At 66.7% G+C, this 14,705-nt stretch carries 14 protein-coding genes and 1 pseudogene; 13 read left to right on the plus strand and 2 right to left on the minus strand.

Annotated elements, in window-relative coordinates; genetic code table 11:
• A pseudogene (locus tag AC5P7X_RS09170) lies at positions 1-540 on the minus strand (transposase); the annotation flags it as partial.
• Between the two features lie 557 nt (positions 541-1,097).
• On the opposite strand from AC5P7X_RS09170, the gene AC5P7X_RS09175 reads away from it, so the two are divergent.
• The 13 genes from AC5P7X_RS09175 (at position 1,098) to AC5P7X_RS09235 (ending at position 13,755) form a co-directional block, all read left to right on the plus strand.
• Positions 1,098-1,511 (plus strand): YciI family protein, encoded by a 414-nt coding sequence (locus tag AC5P7X_RS09175; RefSeq protein ID WP_053500761.1) that lies wholly within the window; start codon positions 1,098-1,100, stop codon positions 1,509-1,511.
• A 67-nt stretch (positions 1,512-1,578) separates the two neighbouring features.
• A complete protein-coding gene (locus AC5P7X_RS09180) occupies positions 1,579-2,001 on the plus strand; it encodes a VOC family protein (protein WP_005415090.1) in 423 nt (140 codons plus the stop codon).
• 40 nt (positions 2,002-2,041) lie between these two features.
• Positions 2,042-2,452, plus strand: a complete 411-nt coding sequence (locus AC5P7X_RS09185; RefSeq protein ID WP_021202152.1) for a VOC family protein — start codon at positions 2,042-2,044, stop codon at positions 2,450-2,452.
• Positions 2,453-2,476: 24 nt separating this feature from the next.
• Positions 2,477-2,833: a DUF1428 domain-containing protein gene (locus tag AC5P7X_RS09190; protein WP_005415092.1), complete on the plus strand. Its 357-nt coding sequence runs from the start codon at positions 2,477-2,479 to the stop codon at positions 2,831-2,833.
• 45 nt (positions 2,834-2,878) lie between these two features.
• Positions 2,879-4,141, plus strand: a complete 1,263-nt coding sequence (locus AC5P7X_RS09195; RefSeq protein WP_070489578.1) for an RNA polymerase sigma factor — start codon at positions 2,879-2,881, stop codon at positions 4,139-4,141.
• A 106-nt stretch (positions 4,142-4,247) separates the two neighbouring features.
• The gene (locus tag AC5P7X_RS09200; protein WP_005415094.1) at positions 4,248-5,444 is read left to right on the plus strand and encodes a hypothetical protein; all 1,197 of its coding nucleotides are present in this window, start codon (positions 4,248-4,250) and stop codon (positions 5,442-5,444) included.
• Positions 5,435-6,535, plus strand: a complete 1,101-nt coding sequence (locus tag AC5P7X_RS09205; protein WP_032953880.1) for a hypothetical protein — start codon at positions 5,435-5,437, stop codon at positions 6,533-6,535. The genes AC5P7X_RS09200 and AC5P7X_RS09205 overlap by 10 nt, the downstream gene beginning before the upstream one ends.
• A 100-nt stretch (positions 6,536-6,635) precedes the next feature.
• Positions 6,636-7,313 (plus strand): hypothetical protein, encoded by a 678-nt coding sequence (locus AC5P7X_RS09210; RefSeq protein WP_005415096.1) that lies wholly within the window; start codon positions 6,636-6,638, stop codon positions 7,311-7,313.
• A 16-nt stretch (positions 7,314-7,329) separates the two neighbouring features.
• A complete protein-coding gene (locus AC5P7X_RS09215; protein ID WP_111126875.1) occupies positions 7,330-8,982 on the plus strand; it encodes a CsgG/HfaB family protein in 1,653 nt (550 codons plus the stop codon).
• A 440-nt stretch (positions 8,983-9,422) separates the two neighbouring features.
• A complete protein-coding gene (locus AC5P7X_RS09220) occupies positions 9,423-11,072 on the plus strand; it encodes a M28 family metallopeptidase (protein ID WP_495214746.1) in 1,650 nt (549 codons plus the stop codon).
• A 285-nt stretch (positions 11,073-11,357) separates the two neighbouring features.
• A complete protein-coding gene (locus tag AC5P7X_RS09225) occupies positions 11,358-12,617 on the plus strand; it encodes a sensor histidine kinase (protein ID WP_329842859.1) in 1,260 nt (419 codons plus the stop codon).
• Positions 12,607-13,377 carry a LytR/AlgR family response regulator transcription factor gene (locus tag AC5P7X_RS09230; protein WP_005415102.1) on the plus strand — a complete coding sequence of 257 codons (771 nt, stop codon included), beginning with the start codon at positions 12,607-12,609 and terminating at the stop codon, positions 13,375-13,377. The genes AC5P7X_RS09225 and AC5P7X_RS09230 overlap by 11 nt, the downstream gene beginning before the upstream one ends.
• 33 nt (positions 13,378-13,410) lie before the next feature.
• Positions 13,411-13,755 carry a hypothetical protein gene (locus AC5P7X_RS09235; protein ID WP_139726671.1) on the plus strand — a complete coding sequence of 115 codons (345 nt, stop codon included), beginning with the start codon at positions 13,411-13,413 and terminating at the stop codon, positions 13,753-13,755.
• A 39-nt stretch (positions 13,756-13,794) separates the two neighbouring features.
• Here the strand turns inward: AC5P7X_RS09235 and AC5P7X_RS09240 are convergent, their stop codons facing one another.
• The gene (locus AC5P7X_RS09240) at positions 13,795-14,409 is read right to left on the minus strand and encodes a hypothetical protein (protein WP_049411437.1); all 615 of its coding nucleotides are present in this window, start codon (positions 14,407-14,409) and stop codon (positions 13,795-13,797) included.
• Between the last annotated feature and the right edge of the window lie 296 nt (positions 14,410-14,705).

Genomic DNA, 14,705 nt, shown 5'->3' on the forward strand with positions numbered 1-14,705 from the left:
ACAGCGTATGAACCTGCCTCAATCCTTGGATGGCTTGCGCTTTGCGTCCTGCGCCGCCTGCTCTTCCCGGATCAAGGCATCGAGTTTTTTTAGGTAGTCGGTCTCCGCACGCAGATAGGCGACTTCCTTGAGCAGCTCATCGCGGCTCATTTCCTCAGGTGGCTTGGACGAACGGGTCTTTTTCATCGGCTTTCGGGGCAGCGGCGGAGGCGGTGCCAACGCTTGGGCACCGCCTTGAGCATACAGGCGCCGCCATCGCCCCACCGCGCCGGCATCACCGATCTGGAAGTAGGTGGTGGCCTCCCGCCCGGACATACCGTCCTGGCTCATCTTCTTCAGGACAGCCAGTTTGAATGTGAGGTCATAGGACCGGGCCTGGCGGCGAAACCCGCGCCAACCATGCAGCCGATAGGTCGCCACCCAGCGCCTGACCGTGGAGAACTCCAGGCCGTGGTGACGGGCAATGGCTTTGATCGATGTGGAGGTCTTGCAGGCCTCTTTGGCAACCTGCAGCTTGAAGCGCGCGTCATATCTGTTCATGTATCCCTCGGAGGTTGGATCTGGCGTCCAACTCCTGGGGGTCACTTCACCATGGGGGCTTGGCCGCGGCATCCATGCCGCGGACACCCCCGCCCCGCCTACCCACCCGGCCTTGGACAGTTTCCTGCGGCGTTCACCACGGAAAATCACAAACAAGAGCAAAAGCGGGTCGCTTCGCTCGCAAAGCCGAGGCCGCCAGCCAACCGCCGTTGCTGTTGCCTTTGCTTTTGCCTTTTCTCTTGATTTTCCCGTGGTGGGGCAGCCGCAGAGATCTGTCTGGGGGCGGGAGGGTGGGGTTGGCGGGGTATCTGATCTGGCCCCCAGGGACGGGTTCACAGCGTCCCCGCCAGCCCCAGCCGCCCGGCCCACCCACGGGAACCCGAGCTTTCAGCGACCAACCCAACCCCACCACGGAGGGGCTCCGCCGTTCGCCGACCACCGCCGAAGGCGCGCTTTCCGCGGAAGAAAAAAATTTCCAACAGACGTGTCGATTCCCAGCCCCCTGGTTCGTTGTACCCAGTGAAGGGCACGCACCACGCGTCCCACGGGAGACCGAAATGAAAGTGATGGTGATCGTGAAGGCCAACGCCGACTCCGAAGCCGGCCGCATGCCCAGCGAACAGGAACTGTCCGAAATGGGCGCCTTCAACGAACAACTGGTGGCCGCCGGCATCATGCTGGCCGGTGAAGGCCTGCACGCCACCCAGCGCGGCCGTCGCATTCATTTCGGCGGCGGGGCACCCAAGGTCGAGGCCGGTCCGTTCGGTCCTGCCAGCGAACAGATCGCCGGCTTCTGGCTGTGGGAGGTGCGGTCGCTGGACGAGGCCGTTGAATGGGCCAGCCGTGCGCCGTTCGGCGAGGGCGGCACGCTGGAACTGCGTCCGCTGATCTCCGCAGAAGACTTTGGTGAAGCCTTCACCCCCGAATTACAGCAGCAGGAACAGCGTCTGCGTGCACAGCTGGAAGGCTGATCCGATTCCTCTCCCTGCCGGGCACGCCCCGGCACTATCGCCCTGAACCGCACAACGGAGTATTGCCATGAGACTGATTCCCTTCCTCGGCTTCAGCGGCCAGGCCCACGAGGCAATGGCGTTCTATGCCAAGGCACTCGGTGGCCAGGTCACCTCGGAAATGAAGTACCGCGACATGCCGCCCTCCGATGGCTCGCCGGGCTGCAACGAAATGCCGCCGGAAACCCTCGACCACGTTGCGCACAGCCAGCTGGAGATCGGCAGCGCCATCGTGATGGCGGCCGACGGTCCCGGCGGTGGCGAGGGCGGCTCGACCACCATCAATGTCGACGTCGACAGCATCGAAGAAGCCGAACGCGTGTTCGCTGCGCTGGCCGAAGGTGGCCAGGTGCAGATGCCGATCGCCGAAACGTTCTGGGCACATCGCTGGGGCATGCTGATCGACCGTTACGGCAAGCCGTGGATGGTCAATTGCATGAAGCAGCCCTGATCCCTCCCTCTTTCCTCTTCATTCACAAGGAGCGTTACCAATGAGTGCACCACAACCGCAGATGATCTTCGTCAACCTGCCCGTGCAGGATCTGGAGAAGTCCAAGGCATTCTTCACCGCGCTGGGCTACAGCTTCAATCCAACCTATACCAATGACGATGCGGCTGGCATGGTCATAAGCGAGAGCATCTATGTGATGCTGCTGACCCAACCTTTTTTCCAGCAGTTCACCAACAAGCCGATTGCCGACGCGCACACCCACACGGAAGTGATCAATGCGCTCTCGGCACCCAGTCGCAAGGCCGTTGACGAGCTGGTGGACAAGGCACTGGCCGCCGGCGCCAGCGAGCCGCAGCCGGCGCGCGACCTGGGCTTCATGTACCAGCGCGGCTTCCAGGACCTGGATGGCCATCTCTGGGAAATCGCACACATGGACGGCGAGCCGGGCTGACGGCCGCCGCAAGGGAGAACCCTCATGGCTTACGTGGATGCGTACGTGCTGCCGTGCCCGCAGGACAAGGTGGCGGCCTACCGCCGCCTTGCCCGCAAGGCCGGCGTGGTGTGGAAGGACCATGGCGCGCTGCAGTACATGGAATGCGTGGCCGACGATGTGGAACCGGGCAAGAGCACCTCGTTCCCGCGCGCGGTCAAGGCGAAACCGGGCGAGACGGTGATCGTCGCCTTCGTGGTGTTCCGCTCGCGCGCGGCACGCGACCGCATCAACGCAAAGGTGATGGCCGACCCGCGGCTGGCGTCGCTGGGCCCGAAGGACATGCCGTTCGATACCCGGCGCATGTTCTGGGGTGGCTTCAAGCCGATTGTTGAAGCGTGAGCTGCGGCGCTTGTGCGGGCCGGGCGTGCGTGCTGTGATCGGCGCATGCTCGAGCCCGCACTGACGCAGCGTCTGGAAACCCTCTGGCGGATGGAGTCGCCAGTGCTGATCGCGCGCCTGGCGCGGCTGCTCGGTGGCGATGTCGGCCGTGCCGAGGAACTGGCCCAGGACACCTGGCTGGCCGCGCTGGAGCGTTGGCCGGAGCAGGGCATCCCGGACAACCCCGGAGCCTGGCTGATGACCACCGCGCGCAACCGTGCCATCGATGTGCTGCGCCAGCACCAGCGCGTGGCGCAGCAGCACGCGCAATGGGGCGAGGAACTGCATCCGGCGGCGCTGCCGGCACCCGATGACAACCAGGCGCTGGAGGATGACCTGGGCGATGACCTGCTGCGGCTGATGTTCGTGGCCTGCCATCCCGTGCTGCCGGCCGATGCGCGCGTGGCACTCACCCTGCGCCTGCTCGGTGGCCTGACCACCGTGGAGATCGCACGCGCGTTCCTGCAGCCGGAACCGACCATCGCCCAGCGCATCGTGCGCGCCAAGCGCACCCTGGCGCAGAAGCAGGTGCCCTATGAAGTGCCGCGCGCGGAGGCGATGCCGGAGCGCCTGGCTTCGGTGCTGGAGGCGATCTACCTGGTGTTCAACGAAGGCTATGCGGCCAGCGCCGGCGATGACTGGATGCGTCCGGCACTGTGCGATGAAGCGCTGCGCCTGGCCCGCATCCTGGCCCATCGGTTGCCGGTGCCGCCGGTACTGGGCCTGCTGGCGCTGATGGAGCTGCAGGCCTCGCGTGCAGCGGCGCGGGTGGACGCGCAGGGCGCGCCGGTGCTGCTGGACCGTCAGAACCGCGCGCGCTGGGATTGGCTGCAGATCGAACGTGGTCAGCAGGCACTGGCACGTGCGCTGGCCGCAGGCGGCGGGCAGGATCCCTACGTGCTGCAGGCGCGCATCGCGGCCTGCCATGCGGCTGCGCGTCGCGCTGACGCTACCGATTGGCCGCGCATTGCTGCGCTTTATACACAGCTTCTGCAGGTGCAGCCTTCGCCAGTGGTGGCATTGAACCGGGTGGTGGCGATCCTGCGCAGCGACGGTCCCTTCGCCGCGTGGGCGCAACTGCAGCCCTTGCTGGTCGACGCGCGCCTGCGTGACTACGCGCCACTGCAGGTGGTGCGTGGCGAGCTGTTGCAGGCACTGGGGCGCGAGCAGGATGCGCGTGACGCTTTTGGCGAGGCGGCTCGGCTCAGCCACAACCAGGCCGAGCGCGGACTGCTGCGGCAACGGGCCGGCCTGCCCCCCACGGACTGAGCCGACAAGGACAGCACTTGTCGCCGCGCGCCTGAGCGGCTATGTTTCGCGCCCAGCGGACGCATCAGCGCCCGCATTCCGTGCGTATTGACCGAGGAGCGGTTGGATGTATTCAAGGACGAAGAGCGCATCGCGCGCTTTTGCGCGCCTGCTTGCCTGTGCCCTGTGCCTGGCCGTATGGCCGACGGCCGTGCAGGCCGCGGACAAATCGCAGCAGGCCTATTGGGCCGGTTTTGCCTATACCGCTGACGCCGCCGCCGTGCAGGCGACCACGCCACATGCGCATGCGGTGCTGGAACGGCGTGGCCTGGTCCCGCTGAACCAGACGCTGGCGCAGTCGCTCAAGCGCCGCGCACCGGCCCACCTGGAGCTGATCGACCAGCCGGTGGCGATGCTCGACGGCACCACCAGCGCCACCGTGCTGGCCGCCGCGCTGGACCGCGAACTGGTCTCGGTCGAGCCGATCGGTGACCAGTACAAGGTGCTGGTGGAAGTGGCGCTGCAGGCGTTGTTCTTCGACTTCCGCGAGCGCCAGGTGATCGCGTCCTATCCGCTTACGCTGCAGCGCATCGACGTGCAGGATTACCGACCGGACAACGACGATATCGACGCGATCGTCGCCGATCTGCTGTATGGCGGCGCCGATACCAGCCTGTCGCAGGTGCTGGCGGCCAGCCTTGCCCAGGCCAGGTTGCCCGACGCGGCGGTGCGCCGTCTGCAGGTCGGTGGTGTAACCCTGTCCGACGCGGTCCGCGCCAAGCTGCCCGACCCGAAGTGGGAAGCGCCGCTGCGCGCCACGCTGGCCCATGAACTGTCCAAGACGCTGTCGTCCAACACCGGCGTCGGGCTGCTGCCGCCGGCCTCGGGCCAGGCGATCGGTGGCGCGATGGCTGCCCGCTTTGCCGACGGCAAGGTCTACCAGCTGAAGATTCCCGAACCCGACTACGTCATCAACCTGCAGGTCGATGCACTGAAGAACGGCGTGATCGAGGAAACCCCGGCGATGAAGACGATGCTGTTCGGCGCCTTCTTCACCGCCAAGGTGACCGAACCGTTCTCGGGGAAGGTCTATTTCGAACAGCCGCTGCGCAAGGGGGCCACCAAGGTGGTTCCGGCCACGCAGTGGCAGGTCGACCAGTGGTCGGCCAGCTACGAAACCCTGCTGGCCGGGCTCGATGCCTTCGCCGGCGCCGCCGCCAAGCGTGCCGATTCGCGCGCCTGGCTGGACGAACAGAAGCCGGGCGGCCGCCCGTTGCAGCAGCAGACCCAAGCCCTCCAGGAGTTGATCAAGTCATGTCGTTGATGCGTACCATTCTGCTCATCCTCATCGCGCTGGTGGTGGCCTCGCCGGTCGCTGCGCAGACCGCGAGTTCGCGCGGCACCGGCTCGGCCAGCTACGGCCTGCGCCTGAGTGCCGATACCCGTGCCCAGGCCCTGAACAAGGCCAAGGTCAACGCCCTGGAGGCGTACATCGCCGAAACCGGTGCGGCCAAGCTGCGCCTGTTCGAAGCGCGCCGCGCCGAGTTCATCGGCGAGATCGACCGCTACGTGCTCAGCGCGGTGCAGCTGTCGGACACCGAAGACAAGAAGGCCAAGACCTACACCGTCACCGTCCGTGCCGAGATCAACACCACCCTGCTGCAGACCAAGCTGGATGCGGGTTCGGCCGTGGCCGGTGCCACCGCCGCGCAGCGCTCGCTGCTGACCTTCCTGTTCATGGCGCGCTCGCAGGACACCGTGCAGTCGTTCCAGGACAAGGAATACCGCCGCGTCGACGCCAGCAGCAGCTACAGCGAGAACACCCGTGAGGGCGACAGCTTCCGCGGCAACTCGGTCAGCACCAACGGCAGCATCAACCAGAACGGATCGGTGTCGGTCACCAGCGGCGGCAGCACCACCGCTCGCGCCGACAACATCACCTGGAAGGTGGCCAACGCCGCCGAGGTCAACACCGCGATGACCGGTGCCTTCAGCGCCGCCGGCTACGAAGTGGTTGAAGCCGAATACGTGGAAGGCGAGTCGCGTGGCCTGCTCAGCATCGAGCGTATCCGCAAGGACTTCAGCACCGGCAACGACCTGGCCCCGGCCACCCTGCGTGACACCGCCAACGGCATCCGTGCAGCCAACATTCCGTACATCGCCGTCGGCACCCTCGACATCGGCATGCGCGACCGTGATCCGGCCAGTGGCAACACCCGCGTGTTCGTCACCGTCACCGGCAAGGTGCTGGACGTGACCGGTCGTTTCCCGCGCACCGTGTCGTCGGTCGGCCCGGTGCAGTTCTCCGGCACCGGCCCGAATGAAACCGTGGCCCGTACCAATGCCCTGCAGCTGGCTGCCGAAAAGGCCGCCCAGCAGATGATCAACGAACTGAACGTCAAGGCAGTGCGCTGATCCGCCGCCCCGGTGGGTGCCGAGCGCGCTCGGCATCGGCCCGGGGCTCACCGATTCCCCACGTGCCGAACCGCGGCCGTCTCTCCCAAAGGACTCTCACATGATCCGCAATACCGCTCTTGTCCTGGCCATCGCGGCCGCCACCCTGTCGATGCCGGCGCACGCTGGCCTTGGCAAGCTGAAGGACCTGGCCGGCGCCGCCACCGGTACCTCCAGCAGCAGCGCCTCCAGCGCCGCCGCACCGGATGAAGCCGCGCAGGAAGCACTGGTGCGTCGTTTCGTCAGCTCGCAGTCGCACTCGCTGCAGGCCCAGACCTCGTTCGCCCGTGCCTTCGGCCTGGCCGAGCAGGTGCAGCTGCTGGAAGCCGAGCGCCAGGCGCTGTCGTCGGGTTCGGTCAGCGTCGATGCGATGAAGAAGTCGGTGTCGGTCAGCGAAGCCGCCCAGGCCGCGATCGACGAGCGCCAGGCCGCGCAGCCGGAGCTGAACGCTGAATCCAAGCAGCACTATGCCGAAGGCCTGGTCTCGCTGCTGGCGTCGGCTGCCGAAGCGCAGAAGCTGGGCGGCGAAGCCAGCAACTTCACCGCCGGCATGAAGAACCTGGGCGCCACCCAGATGGCCACCGTCGGCCGCAAACTGGCTGCCGGTGCATGGGTGGCCAAGGAATCGCCGGGCTTCATCCAGGGCCTGTACGGCTCGACCAAGTCGGCCGTGACCTTCGCCAAGAAGAGCAAGGTGAAGGTGCCGTCGAACGCCGATTCGATGCTCGACTCGATCTGATCCGAGGATCAACCCCATGCGTACGACCTCCCGTTTGATCGGCCTGGGCCTGGCCGCCGTGCTGCTTGCAGCCTGCGGCAAGCAGGACACCCCGGCCGCCGATGCGCCCACACCCGCCAAGGACAAGGCAACCAGTGCACTGGCCAGCAATGCGCCAGTGGAAGCAGCGCCCCTGCGTGGCACGCCGGATTTCGGCGGCACCACCCAGGTCGCGCGCGAGGCCGACGGCATCGGCAGCACCCCGGAACTGGCGGTGCTGGCGGCGCTGCAGTCGGCGGTGGCGCAGGTCAACGGTGTACGCGTGGCCAGCCAGATGCAGGGCCTGCGTGCAGGCCTGCATGTGGATGTGGATGACGAACACGTCGGCGATATCCGCGCCGACGCGTTCACCCAGCAGATGATCGCCGGCTCGCAGGGCGCGGTGCTGGGCTATGAAATCCTGTCGCAGGACGAAGTGCGGCAGCTGGACGAGGAAACCATCGCGCGCGTGCGCGCCAGCGATGAAGGCTGGAGCTTCAAGGGTTCGGCCTCTGCCAGCGCCTCTGGCGAAGCCACGGCCAAGGGCGGCGGTGCCTCGGCCAGTGTCAAGGAGCGCTACGACGAGAAGGTCAGCGTCGATGCCAAGCGTGGCGCAAGCTCGTTCGATTCCGACGTGACCCACCGCAGCATGCGCAGCTACTGGAAGGTACGCGTGCGTGCCCAGATCGCCCAGTACCGCGCACCGGACGAGCAGGGCAAGCCGAAGATCGTGGTCGCGCTGCCGCGTACGAAGGCCGGCAGCTATGCCGTGGGCGATGGCCGCGTGAGCGCCGATGAAGTGGCCGACGCGATCCGCGCACGCCTGTCCGACACGCTGACCCAGACCCAGCGCTTCATCGTGCTGGATCGCGAGTTCGGCGACGAACTGCAGGCCGAGATCGACCACATCAACAGCGGCAACGTGCGTTTGCAGGACACTGCCCGCGTCGGCCAGCAGCTGGCGACCGACCTGATCCTGATCCCGACCATCGAACGCTTCGAGTACCCGCGCAGCGTGCGCAACCTGCGCATGTCCGACCGTCAGGTGACCTCATACTCCGGTGGCGGCCGCATCACCCTGCGCCTGGTCAACGCCACCACTGGCCAGGTGGTGATGTCCGACAGCTTCGATCACCAGTTGGCCTCGACCGGCCCGAGCACCCTGCCGCGTGTGGTCAACGGCCGCAACATGGCTGCGGCGATGATGGAATCGCTGTCCGGCCAGATCGGCACCAGCATCGTCACCACGCTGTTCCCGGTGTCGGTGGTGTCGGTGGACGGTGACCAGGTGGTGCTGAGCCAGGGCGGTGACACCGTGCAGGCCGGCCAGCGCTGGCAGGCTGTGCGCCTGGGCGAGGAACTGAAGGACCCGCAGACCGGCCGTTCGCTGGGCCGCAGCGAACACCCATGCTGCACCATCCGCATCGACCGCGTGGCTGCACAGACCTCGTACGGCACCATCGAAGACGGCGTTGACGCGATGCGCGGCGGCTTCCGTCCGGGCCAGATCGAACTGCGCCAGAAGCTGGGCAGCAAGCCGGCTGCCGCCGCTGCTGCGGGCGCGACCGCCCCGGCTGCAGCCGCCGCCCGCCCGGCCGCCAAGCCGAAGCCCAAGCCTGCTGCCGCCCCGGCCGAAGACCCGAACTGGTAACACGCCCAAGCAACACACAGATGGGGTCAGAGCCCTTTCCCGCCGGGAAAGGGCTCTGACCCCTTCGTGTTTCCGTCCGTGTCGACCAAGGTCGACACCCACCAACAGCAGCAGAGATCTGTCGAAGGCGGGGTGGGTCCGGTTGCGGGGGTGTCCGCGGCATGAATGCCGCGGCCAAGCCCCCAAGGGTGAGGGCGCTTTGCTTGCGAAGCACTGCTTCGCAAGCGTCCGAACGCACAGCCGCCAGCGGCTGGGCCGGACCGCGGAGCGGGGTTTACGGCTTCCCCCGCAACCGGACCCACCCCGCCATCCCACCGAATGCCTGCTTCTGCTGTTGCTGTTGCTCCAGCTGTTGCTGCTGCCCTGGCTTCGGCGGGTGCAGGGCGCAGCCCTGCCGAATCCCATTACACTCCAGAAGGATTTCCCTGCTGGAGAGAGCAATGAAACGAGTGGTATTGGGCGTGCTGGCCCTGTCGGTGTCGAGCGCACTGATGGCGGCCACCCCGAAATTCGATGGCGCGCGGATCTCCGCCGACGTCAAGGAACTGGCCTCCGACGCCTACGAAGGCCGCTCGCCGGCCACCGCCGGCGAAGAGAAGACCATCGCCTACCTCAGCAAGCAGTTTGCCGACGCCGGTCTGCAGCCGGGCGGCGACCTCAGGGACGGCAAGCGCCTTTGGACCCAGGCCGTGCCGTTGCGCAAGGGCGACATCGTCGGCACACCGCAGCTGGCGCTGCACCAGGGCGGCAAGACCGTTGCGCTGGAGCAGGGCAAGCAGATTGCCGTGCGCGCCGCCATGAACGGCGCCAGCAACGTCGACATCAGCAAGGCCCCGCTGGTGTTCCTCGGCTATGGCGTGAAAGCGCCGGAGCGCAACTGGGACGACTTCAAGGGCGTGGACCTGAAGGGCAAGATTGCCGTCGTACTGATCAACGATCCGGACTTCGAAACCGGCCAAGGTGATTTCGACGGCAAGGGCATGACCTATTACGGCCGTTGGACCTACAAGTACGAGGAAGGCGCGCGCCAGGGTGCACTGGGCGTGCTGATCGTGCACGAGACCGCACCGGCCTCCTATGGCTGGGCCACCGTGGCAGGTTCCAACACCAACACCATGTTCGACGTGGTGCGCGACAACCCGGCCGAAAGCCACCCGCTGCTGGAAGGCTGGATCCAGCGCGACCTGGCCGTGGAGCTGTTCCGCTCCGCCGGGCAGGACTTCGAGGCGCTGAAGAAAAAGGCGCAGCAGCGCGACTTCACCCCGGTGCCGCTGACCGGCGCCAGCCTGGACGCGAAGTACGCGGTGAAGACCGAAGTGATCACCTCGCACAACGTGGCCGCACGCCTGGAAGGCAGCCGCCATCCGGATGAGACGATCATCTACAGCGCGCACTGGGACCACATTGGCGTGGGCGAGCCGGACGCGCGCGGTGACCGCATCTTCAACGGCGCACTGGACAACGCCAGCGGTACCGCCTCGCTGCTCGAGCTTGCCCGTGGCTTCGCCAAGGAAACGCGCCCGCAGCGCTCGCTGCTGTTCCTGGCGGTCACCGCCGAGGAGAAGGGCCTGCTGGGTTCGGAGTACTACGCCACCCATCCGCTGTACCCGCTGGAAAAGACCGTGGCGGTGATCAACATGGACGGCATGGCGCCGTTCGGCCCGTCGCGTGACTTCGGCATCTACGGTGCCGCGCGTTTCGAGCTGCTGGACCAGCTGAAGGACGTGGCCAAGGGCTGGGACATCCGCTACACGCCGGACCCGAAGCCGGAAGCGGGCCTGTTCTTCCGCTCCGACCACTTCCCGTTCGCCAAGCGTGGCGTGCCGGCGCTGTCCTGGTCGGCCGGCCAGGACTGGGTGGACGGTGGCGTCGCCGCAGGCAAGAAAGCCTCCGAGGACTACACCGCCAAGCGTTACCACCAGCAGGGCGACGAATGGCAGCCGGACTGGGTGTTCGCCGGTGCCGCCCGCGACCTGGAAGTGCTGTACACGCTGGGCAACCAGCTGGCCAACTCCCGTGCCTGGCCGAACTGGAGCAAGGACGAGTCGTTCCGCGCCGTACGCGACGCCAGCGCCGACCAGCGCAAGTAAGGGCGTTCGGTAGTGCCGGCCGCTGGCCGGCAACCGCACTCGGTCCGGGCAACCGTCCCCTGAGTCAGGGGGCGGCGCCATAGGCGCGGGGATGTGGGTGCTGGTGAGATGGGGCCCACGGCTTGCGCAGGCGAGCCGTGGGAGCGCCAGCGCGAATGCGCAGGCGCGTTCCCGGCATTTCCATAGCGGCTTCCATCCGCACTTTCCGGCCCTTCGTCGCAGGCCGCTTGCTTGCCCGGCCGGCCGCCCTATGCTCGGCTCACCCCCTTCCTCCAAGGCGCCGCCGTGTTCGCCAGCCTTTCACTCCTGTTCCGTCACCTGCTGGCCTGGGCTGCGGCGCTGTTCGTCGCAGGCATGGTCTGGAGCGGCATCTTCAGTGGCATGAACGATGGCCCGGGCTGGGTGTTCGGCCTGCTGGCGATGTTCCTGATGATCTCCGCACTGGGCAGCGCGATCACGCATATACGCCGGGTCTGGCTGGTCGCCGGCCGGCTGGATTCGACCACGCTGTCCGGGCGCCAGCGCCGCCAGGTGGAACTGCCGATGGATGCCGGCCAGGCTTACGCCGTGGTGGAAGCGGCCATCTCTGAGCTGCCGCGTGTCGAGGATGTGGAAAGCTCGGCCGGCAGCCTGCAGGTGCGCGCCTATGTGCGCCGGGTCGACCTCTGGAATGGCCGCCAGCCCTCGCGCTGGAACCTGCCGGCGCGGCTGGCGATCAAGCGCAACAGCGTGCTGGCCACGGTCACGCCGGGGCAGGGCACCAGCACCGTTACCCTGCTGTTCGAACCCGATGCCGGCTGGTGGGCCGACCTGCTGGCGCTGGACGAGGGCAGCAACTTCGAGAACGCCGAAGCAGTCACCCGCGCGATCAGTCGCCGCGTCGCCGACCAGCGCCGCGACGAACAGGCTGCGGCCGAACAGACCCAGGTGGAAAAGGAACTGTCGGTGGCGCGCTTGAACCTGTTGCATGCGCAGGTGGAACCGCACTTCCTCTACAACACGCTGGCCAATGCGCAGGTGCTGACCCGCACCGACCCGGCACGGGCCGAGCAGATGCTCGGCCACCTGATCCAGTACCTGCGCAGCTCGTTGCCACAGGTGGACGAATCGGTGTCCACGCTGGGCGTGGAGCTGGAACGCACCCGCGCCTACCTGGAGATCCTGCGCATCCGCATGGGCGCACGGCTGGCGGTGGAAGTGCAGGTGCCCAACGAACTGCATGGCGTGCACCTGCCGGCGATGGCGCTGCAGACGCTGGTGGAAAACGCGATCAAGCATGGCCTTGAACCCAAGCCCGGCGGAGGCACGATCTGGATCCTGGCGCGCGGCTTCGATGACCATGTGACGGTGACCGTGGCCGACGACGGGCTCGGCTTCGGCCAGGGCACCAGTGGTACCGGCATCGGCCTGAAGAACCTGCGCGAGCGCCTGCGCCTGACCTGCGGTGAGCAGGCCGGCGTGGCGATCGTCGCCAACTTCCCCAGCGGCGTGGCAGCGACCATGACCCTGCCGCAGTCGCACAAGGAGCGCAGCCATGCCGCTTGAAGCCCTGATCGCCGAAGACGAGGATCTGCTGCGGCAGTCACTGGTGGAGCAGCTGGGCCGGCTGTGGCCGGACCTTGCGCTGGTGGCCGAGTGCGAGGATGGTGCCAGCGCGCTGGAGCAGCTGGCCGAGAAGCAGCCGGACATCGCCTTTCTCGATATCCGCATGCCTGGCATCAGCGGCATCGAGGTGGCACGCTCGCTGTCCGAGCTGAGCCCGCGCACCCAGGTAGTGTTCGTCACCGCCTACGACCAGTACGCCATCGATGCGTTCGAGCAGGGCGCGATGGATTACCTGTTGAAGCCGGTCAGCGACGAGCGCCTGCTGGCCACCCGCGAGCGCATCCTGTCGCGGCTGCCATCGACGCGCCAGGACGATGCCGTGCTGGAGCGCCTGCTGCAGCGGCTGGGCCCATCGCAGGGCGCTGCCGAGCGCCCGCCACTGGCCTGGATCACCGCCAGCAACGGGCGCGAGACGCAGCTGATCATGCTGGAAGACGTGGCCTACTTCCGCGCGGACAACAAGTACACCACCGTGGTCACCGCCACCGGCGAAAGCCTGCTGCGCACACCATTGCGCGAGCTGCTGGAAGTGCTCGATGCGCAGCACTTCCGCCAGATCCATCGTTCGACCATCGTCAACATGAAGGCGGTGGCGGCGGTCAGCCGCGACGATACCGGGCGCGGCGTGCTGCGCCTGCGCGGGCGCACGGAGACGCTGGTGGTCAGCCAGCCGTTCATGAGCCTGTTCCGCGGCATGTAGCCGCAGCAGCATCTCCTTCACCGAGGAACGAACATGCCCCGACTGTTGATTGCGTGCATTGTCGTGCTGGCGTTGGCCGGCTGCGAAAGGTCCCGCAACACCTCGATCACGCGCACCCACGCCAACGGCGTGGACACGCTGTACAGCAAGGCTACCGTCGTCGATGGCGAGGCTCGTTTCCAGTGCATTGCCAGCAGCAGTGGTGCCTGCCACTACCTGGTGCTCGATCCGGGCTGCAGCCCCGATGCGGCGTGTACCACACCGCCGCTGCGCCGGTTCGCAGTTGCAGCAGGCAAGACCGAGGCCATGCGTGGCCTGCCCGACGGCTTCCGCCAGTGCGTCAGCCAGGACCCGATAGAACACTGCCACCGTGAGTGATCACGGTGGCAGTGTGGGTCCCCCCGCTTCCCTGAAGGCTCAGTAGGCAGGTTGCAGTGTCAGGTCGTGATGGTGCTCGGTCTCGCCTACATGGTTGAGGCGGCCGACCAGTTCGGAGTGCTGCTTCATCCGGCCGATCTCGGTCATGATGCGGATGTCCTCGTGGCGCAGTTCGCGCCTGGCGGTGACCGCCTGCTTGTAGTCCAGCACTTCCGGGTAGTGCTCGGCCAGGTCCAGCGCCTCGGCCACGTGTTCGACGCTGTCGGCCTTGGAACTGATGCGGGCGCGACTGTTGAACGCCTTCATCCAGCGCTCGAAGCCGGCCTGCTGATCGAACATGTTGGCCATGAACCAGATCACGAACAGGATCGAGACCCACGAGCCGAACACGATCACCACGCGGGTGAAGGTGATATGGAAGTCATCGCGCCACAGGTAATTGGCGATCAGGCCCAGGATCAGCAGCGAGGCCGCCTGCCAGCCGACGATCGAGGCGATCAGCCACTGGCACTTGGCCTGGGCCAGCACCGCCACTTCATCGCGGATCTGCTGCTCGCTGAGGTTGCGCCAGTGCGCCACCTGTTTGTCGAACGGGCTGCTGTAGAGCTCGTTGTCGCGAAGCAGAATTCCCAAACCCTTGAACAAGGCAATCATGGCTGGCTCCTTGTGGAACGTGCGTCGATCAGCATTGGACGGTGTGGCGGATCCAGTTCTAGCACTTCCAGCGAGCCGTGCAATGGGGGCAATGCCAAGCGGCGCAAGGCTTTGACCGGCGGGAGTGAAAATTGGTGCGATGCAGCATCGCAGTCGCGGCCTGCGACAGGATGTCGCAGGGTGAAACGTGCTGCGGCCGCACATGAAACCGTCGCTGAGCGGGGAGGCTCGCCGCAGGAGGCGTGATCGCCGAGAATCGGAGCCAACCGCGCAGGACGCGACTGTTCTTCCGCCTC

Source organism: Stenotrophomonas sp. YJH_SMC_53 (assembly GCF_059369995.1).

Coding starts and splice junctions, on each gene's coding strand:
- AC5P7X_RS09175 (WP_053500761.1), top strand. CDS start 1,098: ATGAAAGTGATGGTGATCGTGAAGGCCAACGCCGACTCCGAAGCCGGC.
- AC5P7X_RS09180 (WP_005415090.1), top strand. CDS start 1,579: ATGAGACTGATTCCCTTCCTCGGCTTCAGCGGCCAGGCCCACGAGGCA.
- AC5P7X_RS09185 (WP_021202152.1), top strand. CDS start 2,042: ATGAGTGCACCACAACCGCAGATGATCTTCGTCAACCTGCCCGTGCAG.
- AC5P7X_RS09190 (WP_005415092.1), top strand. CDS start 2,477: ATGGCTTACGTGGATGCGTACGTGCTGCCGTGCCCGCAGGACAAGGTG.
- AC5P7X_RS09195 (WP_070489578.1), top strand. CDS start 2,879: ATGCTCGAGCCCGCACTGACGCAGCGTCTGGAAACCCTCTGGCGGATG.
- AC5P7X_RS09200 (WP_005415094.1), top strand. CDS start 4,248: ATGTATTCAAGGACGAAGAGCGCATCGCGCGCTTTTGCGCGCCTGCTT.
- AC5P7X_RS09205 (WP_032953880.1), top strand. CDS start 5,435: ATGTCGTTGATGCGTACCATTCTGCTCATCCTCATCGCGCTGGTGGTG.
- AC5P7X_RS09210 (WP_005415096.1), top strand. CDS start 6,636: ATGATCCGCAATACCGCTCTTGTCCTGGCCATCGCGGCCGCCACCCTG.
- AC5P7X_RS09215 (WP_111126875.1), top strand. CDS start 7,330: ATGCGTACGACCTCCCGTTTGATCGGCCTGGGCCTGGCCGCCGTGCTG.
- AC5P7X_RS09220 (WP_495214746.1), top strand. CDS start 9,423: ATGAAACGAGTGGTATTGGGCGTGCTGGCCCTGTCGGTGTCGAGCGCA.
- AC5P7X_RS09230 (WP_005415102.1), top strand. CDS start 12,607: ATGCCGCTTGAAGCCCTGATCGCCGAAGACGAGGATCTGCTGCGGCAG.
- AC5P7X_RS09235 (WP_139726671.1), top strand. CDS start 13,411: ATGCCCCGACTGTTGATTGCGTGCATTGTCGTGCTGGCGTTGGCCGGC.
- AC5P7X_RS09240 (WP_049411437.1), bottom strand. CDS start 14,409: ATGATTGCCTTGTTCAAGGGTTTGGGAATTCTGCTTCGCGACAACGAG.